This window comes from Nonomuraea sp. NPDC050328 (assembly GCF_044459405.1).
GTDB lineage: Bacteria > Actinomycetota > Actinomycetes > Streptosporangiales > Streptosporangiaceae > Nonomuraea.
In genome coordinates, this window is sequence record NZ_JBITIW010000001.1 from 228,214 (window position 1) to 241,103 (window position 12,890).

The 12,890-nt window shown below is 70.5% G+C and carries 15 protein-coding genes; 7 read left to right on the forward strand and 8 right to left on the reverse strand.

The window, feature by feature from the left end; genetic code table 11:
• Positions 1 to 7 precede the first annotated feature (7 nt).
• Both ACIBG7_RS01025 and ACIBG7_RS01030 read left to right on the forward strand, forming a co-directional pair.
• A complete protein-coding gene (locus ACIBG7_RS01025; RefSeq protein ID WP_397334764.1) occupies positions 8 to 1,789 on the forward strand; it encodes a DUF3352 domain-containing protein in 1,782 nt (593 codons plus the stop codon).
• 123 nt (positions 1,790 to 1,912) lie between these two features.
• Positions 1,913 to 2,575, forward strand: coding sequence for an acyclic terpene utilization AtuA family protein (locus ACIBG7_RS01030; protein WP_397334765.1), 663 nt, complete (start codon positions 1,913 to 1,915; stop codon positions 2,573 to 2,575).
• A 23-nt stretch (positions 2,576 to 2,598) separates the two neighbouring features.
• Here ACIBG7_RS01030 and ACIBG7_RS01035 read toward each other — a convergent pair whose 3' ends face one another.
• The 5 genes from ACIBG7_RS01035 to clpS form a co-directional block, all read right to left on the reverse strand.
• Positions 2,599 to 3,546 carry a cysteine synthase gene (locus ACIBG7_RS01035; RefSeq protein WP_357917753.1) on the reverse strand — a complete coding sequence of 316 codons (948 nt, stop codon included), beginning with the start codon at positions 3,544 to 3,546 and terminating at the stop codon, positions 2,599 to 2,601.
• Positions 3,547 to 3,548: 2 nt separating this feature from the next.
• Positions 3,549 to 3,827 (reverse strand): MoaD/ThiS family protein, encoded by a 279-nt coding sequence (locus ACIBG7_RS01040; protein ID WP_357917750.1) that lies wholly within the window; start codon positions 3,825 to 3,827, stop codon positions 3,549 to 3,551.
• A 131-nt stretch (positions 3,828 to 3,958) separates the two neighbouring features.
• Positions 3,959 to 4,357 (reverse strand): M67 family metallopeptidase, encoded by a 399-nt coding sequence (locus ACIBG7_RS01045; protein ID WP_357917747.1) that lies wholly within the window; start codon positions 4,355 to 4,357, stop codon positions 3,959 to 3,961.
• 9 nt (positions 4,358 to 4,366) lie between these two features.
• Positions 4,367 to 4,891 (reverse strand): DUF2017 domain-containing protein, encoded by a 525-nt coding sequence (locus ACIBG7_RS01050; protein WP_397334766.1) that lies wholly within the window; start codon positions 4,889 to 4,891, stop codon positions 4,367 to 4,369.
• 1 nt (position 4,892) lies between these two features.
• Complete coding sequence (gene clpS / locus ACIBG7_RS01055) at positions 4,893 to 5,186, reverse strand: ATP-dependent Clp protease adapter ClpS (protein ID WP_357917741.1); 294 nt, start codon at positions 5,184 to 5,186, stop codon at positions 4,893 to 4,895.
• Between the two features lie 63 nt (positions 5,187 to 5,249).
• On the opposite strand from clpS, the gene ACIBG7_RS01060 reads away from it, so the two are divergent.
• From ACIBG7_RS01060 to ACIBG7_RS01075, 4 genes are all read left to right on the forward strand, one after another.
• Positions 5,250 to 6,527 (forward strand): nicotinate phosphoribosyltransferase, encoded by a 1,278-nt coding sequence (locus ACIBG7_RS01060; RefSeq protein WP_357917740.1) that lies wholly within the window; start codon positions 5,250 to 5,252, stop codon positions 6,525 to 6,527.
• A gap of 160 nt (positions 6,528 to 6,687) precedes the next feature.
• Positions 6,688 to 7,257, forward strand: a complete 570-nt coding sequence (locus tag ACIBG7_RS01065) for a nicotinamidase (protein ID WP_357917738.1) — start codon at positions 6,688 to 6,690, stop codon at positions 7,255 to 7,257.
• Positions 7,258 to 7,384: 127 nt separating this feature from the next.
• Positions 7,385 to 7,888: a hypothetical protein gene (locus tag ACIBG7_RS01070; RefSeq protein WP_397334767.1), complete on the forward strand. Its 504-nt coding sequence runs from the start codon at positions 7,385 to 7,387 to the stop codon at positions 7,886 to 7,888.
• 219 nt (positions 7,889 to 8,107) lie between these two features.
• Positions 8,108 to 10,408, forward strand: a complete 2,301-nt coding sequence (locus tag ACIBG7_RS01075) for an ATP-binding protein (RefSeq protein WP_397334768.1) — start codon at positions 8,108 to 8,110, stop codon at positions 10,406 to 10,408.
• A gap of 104 nt (positions 10,409 to 10,512) precedes the next feature.
• Here the strand turns inward: ACIBG7_RS01075 and ACIBG7_RS01080 are convergent, their stop codons facing one another.
• The 3 genes from ACIBG7_RS01080 to rpmG form a co-directional block, all read right to left on the reverse strand.
• A complete protein-coding gene (locus tag ACIBG7_RS01080) occupies positions 10,513 to 10,911 on the reverse strand; it encodes an iron chaperone (RefSeq protein ID WP_397335335.1) in 399 nt (132 codons plus the stop codon).
• A gap of 304 nt (positions 10,912 to 11,215) precedes the next feature.
• Positions 11,216 to 11,461: a type B 50S ribosomal protein L31 gene (locus ACIBG7_RS01085; protein WP_357917727.1), complete on the reverse strand. Its 246-nt coding sequence runs from the start codon at positions 11,459 to 11,461 to the stop codon at positions 11,216 to 11,218.
• Complete coding sequence (gene rpmG / locus ACIBG7_RS01090; protein ID WP_357917724.1) at positions 11,458 to 11,622, reverse strand: 50S ribosomal protein L33; 165 nt, start codon at positions 11,620 to 11,622, stop codon at positions 11,458 to 11,460. Before rpmG ends, ACIBG7_RS01085 begins: the two co-directional genes overlap by 4 nt.
• 623 nt (positions 11,623 to 12,245) lie before the next feature.
• On the opposite strand from rpmG, the gene ACIBG7_RS01095 reads away from it, so the two are divergent.
• Positions 12,246 to 12,578 (forward strand): VOC family protein, encoded by a 333-nt coding sequence (locus ACIBG7_RS01095; RefSeq protein ID WP_397334769.1) that lies wholly within the window; start codon positions 12,246 to 12,248, stop codon positions 12,576 to 12,578.
• Positions 12,579 to 12,890 lie beyond the last annotated feature (312 nt).

The following is a 12,890-nucleotide window of genomic DNA, read 5'->3' on the forward strand; positions in this document are numbered from 1 at the left end:
CCCCACCGTGGCATACCGCTGGGAGCAGGGGCAGCAGCCCGAGAACCCACCGACCATGCCCCTGCAGAGCGGCCAGCAGTACGGCCAGCAGCAGCCTCAGTATGGACAGCAGCCGCAGTACGGCCAGCAACCGCAGTACGGGCAGCCGCAGCAGCCCCAGTACGGCGGCCAGCAGCAGTATGGCCAGCAGCCCCAGTACGGCCAGCAACCGCAGTACGGGCAGCAGCAGTACGGCCAGCAGCAGCCCCAGTATGGTCAGCAGCCGCAGTACGGCGCCCCGGCCCAGCCCCAGCCGGGCTGGCACCAGCAGGGCCCGGTCGACTTCGGCGGCCCCGCCGAGCCGCCCGCCAAGAAGGGCGGCAGGGGCTGGATCGTCGCCATCGCGGCGGCACTGGCGGTGATCCTGCTGGGCGGCGGCGCCTACGCGGTGGTCTCCAGCGGCATCCTGGGCGGCGGCACTCAGCCTCACGAGGTGCTTCCCGGCAACTCCGTCGGATATGTGCGCTTCGACCTGAACCCGGACGCCGGCCAGAAGGCCGCGCTCCTGGCGATCTCCAACAAGTTCACCGTCACCAAGGGCAAGTACAGCGAGGAGAACCCTCGCAAGTCCATCTTCGACGCGATCCAGAAGGACAGCGGCGGGCTGAAGGGCATCGACTACGCCAAGGACGTCGAGCCGTGGCTCGGCGACCGTCTCGGCGCCGCGGTGCTGCCCCCGGCGCAGGCCGGCGGCGAGCCCGGCTTCGCGGTCGCGGTGCAGGTGAGCGACCAGGAGGCCGCCAAGGCCGGCATCGCCAAGCTGATCGGCAAGGACGGCGAGTACGGCCTGGCCTTCCGTGACGACTACGCGATCCTGACCGACACGCAGGCCAACGCCGACAAGTACGCCACCGGCTCCCGCCTGTCGGAGAACGCCAAGTACACCGCCGACCTGGCCGCGCTCGACGGCGACGGCGTGCTCTCCTTCTGGGCCGACTTCGGCAAGGTCATGGACCTGGCCGGCGAGACCATCCCGGCCGAGCAGAAGGCCATGGCCGACCAGCTCAAGAACGCCAGCCTGATCGGCGCGCTCCGCTTCGACAGCGGCTTCGCCGAGCTGACCGGCATGGTGCGCGGCGCCGACTTCAAGACCGAGGGCGACCTGGTCAAGGCCGACCTCACCAAACTGCCGGCCACCACCGCCGGCGCGGTCTCCATCTCCGGCCTGGACCAGATGATCACCAAGTACTGGGGCATCTACGAGAAGTCGCTGGCCGCCGCGGGCCCCGAGGCGACCCAGATGATCGAGTCCTTCAAGCAGCAGGCCGGTCTCACCCTGCCGGACGACCTGGCGACGCTGCTGGGCAAGAACCTGACCGTCGTCGCCGACGCCGAGGGCCTCGACAGCGACAAGCCCAAGGTCGGCCTCCGCATCGCCACCGACCCGGGCAAGGCGCAGGCGCTGCTCGACAAGATCCAGAAGATGATCTCCGACACCGGTACCGCCGTGCCGGAACTGGCCAAGGTCCCCGGCGACGGCGTCCTGACCATCGCCTCCAGCGAGGAGTACGCCAAGGCGCTCAACGCCGAGGGGGCGCTGGGCGACAGCGAGACCTTCCAGACCGCCATCCCGAGCGCCGGCGAGGCCACCTACGCCATCTTCGTCGACCTCGACAAGGTGGAGAAGTTCTACCTGAAGAGCCTGGAAGGCGACGCCAAGGCGAACGCCGAGGTGCTCCGCGCGGTCGGCATCAGCAGCGCGCAGACCGACGACACCACCAGCTTCTCGCTCCGAGTGCTGTTCAACTGACGCGCCCTCCCGCGCGGCGGCCGCTTCCCCGATTCGGGGGAGCGGCCGTTTTCTTTGCCCGTGAGCTGGGAAGTCAACGTCTGACAAGGTTTATGACTGCTGGTAATAGATCAGATAAAACCTGTGCTCAGGATCGGCTGCTTCAAGGGCTGGACCGGTTTCGCCCCCATCGACGTGCTGGCCGGCGAGTGGTCGGTGCTGCCTGTGGAGCTGCTGGCCGCCTGCCTGTCCGCCCGCGTGCGCGTCCTGGTCGACGCGGCCGGCACCCCCCGCGCGCGTTGCGCGGACACCGTCGCCCGCCTGGGCGGCCGGGCCGCGTACGTCAGCGACGGCCCCGCCCGTGCCCGGCCGCTGGCCGAGGCGCTGGCGCGGCGCGTGGACGTCGTGGTCACCGGGCCGGTCGAGGAGGTGGCGCCGGTCGCGGCCGGGGTGTGGAGCTACGGCTGGCGGCGCACCGACCTGGTGGAGCTGGCCGGTGCGGCGGCGGCCGGGCTGGTCCTGGCCGAGAGCACGCATCCGCGGCTGGTCGAGCTCTACCCCGACGGGCACGCCGTGATCACCCGCGCGCCCGGGGCTCCCGGGCCGGTGCGCGAGGCGAGCGTGCGCGAGGTCCTGCGCGGCTCTTACACGACGCCCGAGGTCGAGGTGGACCTCGACGGGCTGCGCGTCTACCAGGACGGGCCCGACCGCGTCGCGATCGAGCCCGTGGCCGGCCGGCTGCCCGTCCGGCGGGAGGAGCGGCAGAACGTCATCATCGACGGCATCTCCATCGAGGCCGCCGTCTGACCACCTGTGTCCGAGTGCCCGGGTCAGGCCCAGAGCTGGCCTTCGAGGCGGTCCTCCGCCTCGTCGAGGGTGCCCTCGTAGGCTCCGGTCGACAGGTACTTCCACCCGCCGTCCGCCACCACGAACGCGATGTCGGCCCGCTCCCCCGCCTTGACCGCCTTGGCCGCCATGCCGAGCGCGGCGTGCAGGGCGGCGCCGGTGGAGATGCCGGCGAAGATACCCTCGGCGGCCAGCAGCTCGCGGGTACGGCGCAGCGCGTCGCCGGAGCCGACGGAGAAGCGCGTGGTCAGCACCGACTCGTCGTACAGCTCGGGGATGAAGCCCTCGTCCACGTTGCGCAAGCCGTACACCAGCTCCCCGTAACGCGGCTCGGCGGCGACGATCTGGACCGACGGCACCTGCTCGCGCAGGTAGCGTCCGACGCCCATGAGCGTGCCGGTGGTGCCGAGGCCGGCGACGAAGTGGGTGACGGTGGGCAGGTCGGCGAGGATCTCCGGGCCGGTGCTCTCGTAGTGGGAGCGCCAGTTGGCCGGGTTGCCGTACTGGTAGAGCATGACCCAGCTCGGGTTCTGGGCCGCGAGTTCCTTTGCCACCCGGACGGCCTCGTTGGAGCCGCCCGCGGCCGGGGAGGAGATGATCTCCGCGCCCCACATGCGCAGGAGCTGGCGGCGCTCCTCCGAGGTGTTCTCCGGCATCACGCAGATCAGCTTGTAGCCCTTGAGCTTGGCCGACATGGCCAGCGAGATGCCGGTGTTGCCGCTGGTGGGCTCAAGGATCGTGCAGCCGGGGGTGAGCAGGCCGTCCTTCTCGGCCTGCTCGACCATCCAGAGCGCGGGCCGGTCCTTGATCGACCCGGTCGGGTTGCGGTCCTCCAGCTTGGCCCAGATCCGGACGTCCTGGGAGGGCGAGAGCCTGGGCAGCCCGACGAGGGGGGTGCGACCGACCGAGTCGATCAACGAGTCGAAGCGCATGGCTAGCGCATGCCTCCGGCCACGGCCGGCAGGACCGTCACGGTGTCGCCGTCGGTGACCGGCGTGCCCAGGCCGCCGAGGAAGCGCACGTCCTCGTCGTTGAGATAGACGTTGACGAAGCGGCGCAGCGCGCCCTGGTCGACCAGGCGGGCCTTGAGGCCGGGGTGGTTGGCCTCAAGGTCGGAGATCAGTTCGTCGAGGGTCGCGCCCTCGGCGGAGACGGCCTTGGCGCCGTCGGTGTAGGTGCGCAGGATGGTCGGAATACGGACTTCAACGGCCATGACTCTTCTCCATATGTCGTGAAACTTGCCTACGGTGTCGGGTATTTCGCCTTAGCGACAGTCGTAGACGACGACAGAGGGAGTGTGCGCGAAGAGGAAGCTCTGTACCACGGCTGGGCTCCTCATACCGGCTAGTTTATCCGGACTTCTTCCTCGGTGATGACCCCGTCCACGATGCGGAAGGACCGGAACTCCACGTCCTTCTCGTCCCGCGTCGAGACCAGCACGTAGTGCGCCTCGGGCTCGGAGGCGTAGCTCACGTCGGTGCGCGAGGGGTAGGCCTCCGTGGCGGTGTGCGAGTGGTAGATGACCACCGGCTCCTCGTCCCGGTCGTCCATCTCCCGCCAGACCTTGAACTGCTCCATCGAGTCGAACCGGTAGAAGGTGGGCGAACGCTCGGCGTTCTCCATCTCGACGAACCGCTCGGGCACGCCGTTACGCCCCGCGATGACCCCGCACGCCTCGTCCGGGTGGTCCCGGCGCGCGTGGGCCACGATCTTGTCCACCAGCTCCTGCGAGATCTCCAGCATGGCTGGAAGCTACCAAAGAGCGCGAACCAGGGTGTCCTGCAGGTAGGTCAGCCAGTCGTACATGACGTAGGCGGGGTAGCGGGGATCGTCCTCCGACATGGTGGCGATCTCCTCGTGCACCTCTTCGGTGACCTCGAGCCGAGTGCCGAGGGTCAGCCGCACGTCGTTCAGCGAGCGCAGCCACGCCTGCGCCTGCTCCGGCGTCAGCTCGGTGCGGCCGGCGCGGGCGGTGTCCAGCATGGTCTGCGCGTCGGCCCGCTTGGCCTCGCGCAACGAGGTCTCGGTGTAGCGCCGGAACTCCGCCGCCTGCTCCACGTCGGCGTACGCGCTCGGGAACAGCCGCGCCAGCACCGGGTCGCTCGGCACCTCGCTGGAGCCCATGCTCAGCGCGCGCTCCAGCGGGTCGTCGCTCTGCTCGGCCGGCTCGACCATGCCCAGCACCATCGTGACCAGGGAGCGCAGGATGGAGGCCTCGGCCGGCTCGAAGCTGGCGATGACCCCGCCCCCGCGGCGTGCCTTGAACCCGGAGCTCATGTCAGTGGACCGAATCCTGCTGGAGTGTCGCCCACAGGCCGTAGGAGTGAAGAATCTGCACATCGCGTTCCATCTCTTCACGCGAGCCGCTGGAGACGACGGCCTTGCCCTTCTGATGCACGTCCATCATGAGCTTCTCGGCCTTTTCCTTGGTGTAGCCGAACACGGTCTGGAAGACATAGGTCACATACGACATCAGGTTCACCGGGTCGTTCCAGACGATGGTCACCCACGGCAGATCGGGCCGAACGTCCGATGACGGGCGCTCGACGGCGATTGGAGCGGTGCTACCCACATCCCCGAGTCTGCCCTATCTGGGCCGTAGTCTCGACTCGTGACTATGACCTTGGGGCCAGGTATGAGCACTGCGTTGCTCACAGATCACTATGAGCTGACGATGTTGCAGGCGGCGTTGCGCAGCGGGGCCGCCCATCGCCGGGCGATCTTCGAAGTCTTCGCCCGGCACCTGCCCGGAGGGCGGCGGTATGGGGTGGTTGCGGGTACCGGCCGGGTGCTCGAATCGCTGGCCGGGTTCCGTTTCGGGGATGAGGAGCTCGCCTTCCTCCGCGAGCACGCCATCGTGGACGAGCAGACTCTGGCGTTTCTCGCCGATTACCGGTTTTCCGGAAATGTGGACGGCTATCGCGAGGGCGACGTCTACTTCCCCGCCTCGCCCATCATGGTCGTCGAGGGCACCTTCGCCGAGGCGGTGCTGCTGGAGACGATGATCCTTTCGACGCTCAACCACGACTGCGCCATCGCCTCCGCCGCCTCCCGCATGACCAACGCCGCCGCCGGGCGGCCGATCATCGAGATGGGCTCGCGCCGCACGCACGAGCGCGCCGCCGTCGCCGCCGCCCGCGCCGCCTACCTCGCCGGCTTCGCCTCCACCTCCAACCTCATGGCCGGCAAGCAGTACGGCGTGCCGACCGCGGGCACCGCCGCGCACGCCTTCACCCTGCTGCACGACTCCGAGCGGGCCGCCTTCGAGGCGCAGATCGCCTCCTTCGGGCCGGGGACGAGCCTGCTCGTCGACACCTACGACGTGCCGTCGGCGGTCCGTACCGCGATCGAGCTCGCCGGGCCCAAGCTGGGCGCGGTGCGCATCGACTCCGGCGACCTGGCCGTGGCCGCGCAGGAGGTGCGGGCGCAGCTCGACTCGCTCGGCGCCCACGCCACCCGCATCCTGGTCACCTCCGACCTCGACGAGTACGCCATCGCCGCGCTCGCCGCCGCCCCGGTCGACGGGTACGGCGTGGGCACCTCCGTCGTCACCGGTTCCGGCGTGCCCACGGCGGCGCTGGTCTACAAGCTGGTCGCCCGCGAGACCGCCGGCGGCGCCCTGGAGCCGGTCGCCAAGCGCTCGGTCGGCAAGCCTTCGCGCGGGGGGCGCAAGGAGGCCTACCGCGTGCTCGACTCCGCCGGGCGCTACGAGACCGAGGTGGTCAGCACCTCGGGGGTGGCGCCCGAGGGCGGTGTCCCGCTGTTGCACCCGCTCGTCCGGGACGGCGAGGTCGTGGGGGCCGAGCCGCTCGAAGCCGCCCGCGCCCGCCACCGCGACGCCGTCGCCACCCTTCCCCTGGACGCCCTCCACCTGGCCCGTGGCTACGCCGCCATCCCCACCGAGTTCATCTGACCCACGCCCTCTCCTCCCGGAGGACCGCTGACCGGCCCGCCACCGTTTCGGAGGCCCGTCTCGGTGGGAGGCCACCCACCTCCCCGGCGCACCCCTGTGGGCTCTTTCCGCGGCGGGGCGCGGCGGGGGTGGCGGCGGGTGGGGGCGTAGAGTCGGAGGGGTGAGCACCGCGCTGATCATCGTCGACGTGCAGAACGACTTCTGTGAGGGCGGCAGCCTTCCGGTGACCGGCGGCTCCGAGGTGGCCGCGAGGATCACCCGGCACGTCGCCGACCACCCCTACGGCCACGTGGTCGCCACCCGCGACTACCACATCGACCCCGGCAAGCACTTCGCCGCCGAGCCCGACTACGTGGACACCTGGCCGGCGCACTGCGTGGCCGGCACCCCGGGCGCCGACTTCCACCCGGCCTTCGACGTCGCCGCGGTGGAGGAGGTCTTCAGCAAGGGCGCGCACAGCGCCGCCTACAGCGGTTTCGAGGGCACCTCGGGCGACGGCGTGCCGCTGGCGGAGTGGCTGCGCGAGCACGGCGTCCACACGGTGGACGTGGTCGGCATCGCCACCGACCACTGCGTCCGCGCGACCGCGCTCGACGCGATCAAGAACGGCTTCGCCACCCGCGTCCTGCTCAACCTGACCGCCGGCGTCGCCCGCGAGACCACCGACCACGCGCTGGCCGAGCTCGACGCGGCGGGAGCCGTACTGGAAGGCGCCCCGGTCAACGCCTGACCATCGCGCGTGCAAGGTGCGGAGTGGGCCATGGGCGGGCCATGAGCCGGTTAACCCGGCGATCACGCTCCGGATGTGAGCTAATACCGAGGGTAAACGACTCTCACGCCGCATCCGAGGATCTCCCATGCTCATGCCCGCACTCGGCGTCGCCTGGCTCGTGCTCGCTCCGCTCGCGCTCTGGTTCCTGGTCAGGGGCCGCGCGCTCGCCAAGGTGGCCGCCGTCCTGACTCTCGGCCTGCTGGAGGCCGCCACCATCGCGCTCCCCTCCCCGCCGACCGCCCCGGTCGTGCTTGCCGTACGGCCCGCGCCCGCTCCCCCGGCGGCGTGCGCGGAACGGTTCCCGGCGCCGCTGCGGGGACAGGTGTGGCACGAGCACCTGACGTTGTCGTGGCCGGCGGCGGCCGGGGAGTGCGCGCGGGCCGAGGTCCTGGTGCGGCAGAAGGGGCACCGGCTGCGGGTGTGGGTGCACGAGGGCGGCGCCCGGCACGAGCAGGCGACGGTGGTGCCGGTGAGCGTGTCCGAGGGTGTCGCCTCGCTGCGGGTGCCGGTGGAGCCCGGCGGGCGGGGCCGGTTCCTGGCGGTGGACAGCCACACCGGCGAGCGCATCCCGGTCGACCGCACCCACTGACGTTCAGCGACCGGGACGGTGCCCCTCCAAAACCACCAGTCCCGGCCGCCGCGCGTAGACCGGACCTGCGTGCCGGCCCTTCGAGCATCCCCGTTTCGGCCCGCCCGGCGCATCGGTGTGCCCTACCTATTCACCTACCGACTTCCCTTCACGAGATATCCGATTCGTCACTACTCGTCGTGGTGTAGTGCGTACGATGCGTCTAGGTAGGGGAGGGACATGACGTTCAGCATGATCCGGCGGCGCCCTGGCGGCCTGCCGGTCGAGGTCACCGGCTTCGTGGGCCGGAAAGCCGAGCTCGAGAAGCTGTCCGAGCTGATCGTCCGGGCCAGGATGATCACGGTGGTGGGCCCGGGCGGGGTGGGGAAGACGCGCATTGCGCTCCGCGCGGCCGCCGGTCAGAAGGACGCGTTCGACCACGGTGTCTGCCTGGTCGAGCTGTCCGGGTTGCGGGATCCCGAGCTGCTCCCGCACACCGTCGCCGCCGCGCTCGGCCTCCCGGAGCAGACCGGGGAATCCCAGCTCGACGCCCTGCTCGACCATCTGCAGCAGCGGCATCTGCTGATCATCCTGGACACCTGCGAGCACCTCGTGGACCACTGCGCGATGCTCGCCGACATACTGATGCGCGAGACCTCGCGGGTCACCGTCCTGGCCACCAGCCGCCAGCCGCTGGACGTGCCCGGCGAGCACACCTGCCCGCTCCCGCCGCTGCCCGTGCCCGACTCGGACCAGGGGCGGGCCGGCACCGACGACGCGGTCGAGCTGTTCGCGCAACGCGCGGCGACCGTGGTGCCCGGCTTCGAGATCACCGACGACAACCGCGAGCGCGTCATCGCGCTCTGCCGCCGCCTCGACGGCATCCCGCTCGCGATCGAGCTGGCCACCGTCCGGCTGCGGGCCGTACCTCTGGATCAGCTCATCAACCGGCTGGAGGACCGCTTCCGGCTGCTCACCGGAGGCAGGCGTACGGCGCTGCCGCGGCATCAGACCTTACGCACCACGATCGACTGGAGCTACGAGCTCTGCACCCCGCGCGAGCGGATGTTGTGGGCCAGGCTGTCGATCTTCGCCGGGCCGTTCGAGCTGTCCGCGGTCGAGGAGGTCTGCTCCGGCGGCGAGCTGGGGCGGCACGAGATCATGGAGACGCTGATCGGGCTCGTGGACAAGTCGATCGTGGTCCGGGCGGACGACGACGACGCCGTCTACCGGGCGCTGGACACGATCCGGGAGTACGGGGCCGAGAAGCTGGCCCAGAGCGGCGAGGAGAGCGGCGTCCGCGCCCGGCACATCGCCCGGTACGCCACGCTGGCCCGGCACTTCAGCGACCACTTCGTCGACGACGACCAGCTCGCCCGCTTCCACTCCCTGCACCGCGAGCACGACAACCTGCGCAGCGCCTTCGAGTACGCGCTGAGCGAGCCCGGCCAGGACGAGGCGGCGGCCGAGCTGGCGATCTCCCTGTGGGGCTACTGGCAGATCTCCGGCCTCTACACCGAGGCCCGATACTGGCTGGCCCGGGTGCTGGAGCGCTTCCCCGGCGACTGCCCGCAACGCGGCTGGGCGCTGGGCGTCCGCGCCTACATCACCGCCTTCCAGGGCGACCCGCGCAGCGCCGTCCAGGACCTCGCCGAGGCCGTCCCGCTCGCCGAACGGCTGGGCGACCGGCTGCTTCTCGGACGGCTCCACCTCTACCGGCATCTCGCCCTGGTCTTCTCCGGCCGACTCGACGAGGCCACCGCCGCCGGAGCGCGGGCCCGCGAGATCATGCAGGAGATCGGCGACCACCTCGGCCTCGTCTGCATCGACGCCCAGGAAGGCCACCTGCACCACCTGGCCGGCGACTCCGCCCGCTCCCTGGAGAGCTGCCAGCGCGGCATGCGCCGGCTCGGCGAGCACAGCCGTGAGCAGTGGGTCCGGGGCTACCTGCACTACCTCATCGGCATCGCCCGCTTCCGCGACGGCGACCTCGACGGGTGCGTCGAGCCGCTGCTGGAGGGCATGCGGATCAAGATCAGCCTGGGCGACAACACCGGGCTGGCGTACTGCCTGGAGGGCCTCGCCTGGCACGCGGCCGAGACCGGGCGCATGGAACGGGTCGCCTGGCTCCTCGGCGCCGCCGAACGCCTGTGGCAGTGGGGCGGCGGCAACCGCCTCAGCGGCACGGCCATCATGGAGAGCCACCACCAGCGCGCCGAACGCCTCGCCCACGCCAAGCTCGGCGGCGTGCGGTACGCCGAGAGGCACGCGCAGGGCTTCCGGGCGGCGATCGAGCAGGTCGTCCTCGCCGCCGAGAACGGCAGCGAACACCTCGCCCCGCTCCCCCGTGCCCCGCGCCGGCTCGAGGTGCTCACGCCGCGCGAGCGGGAGGTGGCCTCGCTGGTGGTTCAGGGGCTGTCCAACCGGGAGATCGCGCAACGGCTGGTCATCTCGAAGCGGACGGCGGACGCCCACGTGGAGCACATCCTGACCAAGCTCGGCCTGTCCTCCCGGACCGAGGTGGCCGCCTTCCTGGACTGACCTCGCTCCGAGCCGTTCGCCGGCCCTCCGCCAGGAGTGCTGGGTGGGGTCGGCGCGGTCGACCACGATGCGCCCGATCGGGCCGGTCGCGGGAGATTCCCGCGTCAGCGCACGGCCTTCTGGACGAGCTTCCTGATCGCCGCCTCACCGGCCTCGGTCAGCTTCGTCAGGGCGTAGGCGGTCGGCCACATGCCGTCGTCCTCGTCGAGGTTCGCCTCCACGCTGAACCCCAGCGTGGAGTAGCGCTCCTTGTCCCCCTGACCGCTGCGGAAGAAGCACACCACCTTCCCGGCCTTGGCGTAGGCGGGCTGGCCGTACCACAGCTTCGGCGCCAGCTCCGGGGCGGCGTCGGTGACGATGGCGTGGACACGCTCGGCCAGCGCCCGGTCCGGCTCCGCCATCGCGGCGATCGCCGACAGCACCGCCGCCTCGTCAGCGGCCGCCTTCTTCGCGCCTCGGCCGCCGCGTGCCGCCGCCTTCAGCTCGGCGGCGCGCGTCTTCATCGCGGCGCGCTCCTGCTCGGAGAATCCCTCCTCCGAGACATCGTGCCGCGCCTTCTCGTGCTGCGCCTTCTCGTGCTGCGCCTTCTCGCTGCCCGCCTTCGATGTGCCGCTCATGACGTGTCACTCCTTGCCGGTCGCCGGGAGGGGGATGTCCTCACGCTATCCACGGCCACTGGTCAGGGCTTCTCGATTCCTGATCGATCCCCCACGCCTGGCTGCCGGTGCGGGAAACAGAGCTGGGGGGCCACCGGAGCTGACGCACCGATGACCCCCCAGGCGCTTCGGCGCGCCGGCCCCGCGGTCGTTACCGCTTGCCGTACCGCTGCTCGAAGCGCTCGACCCGGCCGGCGGTGTCCAGGACACGGCTGCGGCCGGTGTAGAACGGGTGGCTCGCCGAGGACACGTCCACGTCGACCACGGGGTAGGTGTTGCCGTCCGTCCACTCGATCGTGCGCGTGCTCGTCGCGGTCGACCGGGTCAGGAAGGCGAAGTCCGCTCCCGGGTCGCGGAACACGACGGGGCGGTAGCTGGGGTGGGTGTTCTTCTTCATCGGTCCTCCCGGTACTCGACGTGGCGGCGGACGGTCGGGTCGTACTTGCGCAACACCAGCCGGTCCGGCGAGGTGCGGCGGTTCTTGGTGGTCACGTAGGTGTGACCCGTGCCTGCGGTCGAACGGAGCTTGACCACTGGGCGGAGGTCGTTCCTGGCCATGTGAGCCTCCTTTCGGGGTGACGCTCGCGGTACAACCGGTTAGGAACGGTTTTCATTCCCGCGCCTGTCTCGCCGTCTGCAGACCCCGAACAAGCAGGCGCGGCTAAAACGTCCCGCTATCCGCGAACAAATGGTGATCCGTCAAAGGCATCCCTGACAGAAGCACCAACTTTCTCGCAGGAACGCATGTCAGATAAGGTGGCTTTCCGGATACTCTCCTGCCATGTCTCTCACCCCTGCACCCCCGAGCGAGAGCGCTGCGGCTCTCGTCCCAGATCTGGAGTGACGCCGGCGAGCGGGTGCCACCGCCTCTCGCTGACCCCCTGACTGGCGCTGGCCTGGCTGCGCTTCTGGCCAGCGCCTGCATGTCCGCCCGCGACCCGATGCCGGTGGGGCATCTCAGCGGTTGCTGTCTACACAGCGATGAACGGACGCCTTGTAGCGAAAGCGTCGGCCACAGTCACCCGTTGCTTTGAGGCAGGGGTAAACCGCTACTTCACCGGTGGATGCGGCGGGTACGGTGTGGCTGTGGCCGGTGATCGCGTGCAGCGGCGGCTTGCGGGGACAGACGCGCGGACCCGAAGGAGCGAACGTTGCCAGGCGCCGTACTGCGAGGGGTGACTGTGGACTGTGCTGACCCGCGGGTGCTGGCGGGCTTCTACGCCGCACTGACCGGGATGCGCGAGCTCTTCAGTACGGACGAGTTCGTCGCTCTGACGGACGGCTCCGGCTGTGATCTGGGATTCCAGCGGGTTGCCGGATACCGGGCTCCGCGGTGGCCGGGTCAGGACGTGCCACAACAGCTCCATCTGGATTTCCGCGCTGACGACCTCGATGCGATGGAGGAGCTGGCGCTGGAACTCGGAGCGGCCAAGCCGGACCATCAGCCCGGCGACGGTCGCTGGCGGGTACTCCTGGATCCGGCCGGCCACCCGTTCTGCCTGACGTCTTCCTGACATCACCGGCGTGACAGGCCCCCGGTCGGACGCCGTAGCGGTCGGGAGCCTTGTAGTCCTGCGGGTCGAACTTCGGCGGACGGCCGCCGTGGGAGCCGCGTTTCCTGCGGTTGCGGGCCTGGTCGGCCTTGGCCGGATGGTGCAGCGGATCCCGCGCTGCCGCAGGTGAACGCGGTTCTTCCGGGAGGCATACGCTGGTCGGCGCGCACGCGATCCGGCCGGGTCCGCGGCCTGCCCTGCCCAAGTCGCGGGACGCGGACCTTGTTCAGTCGTCCTGGGCGGGGTTGACGGTCTCCTCGGCCGGGCCGACCT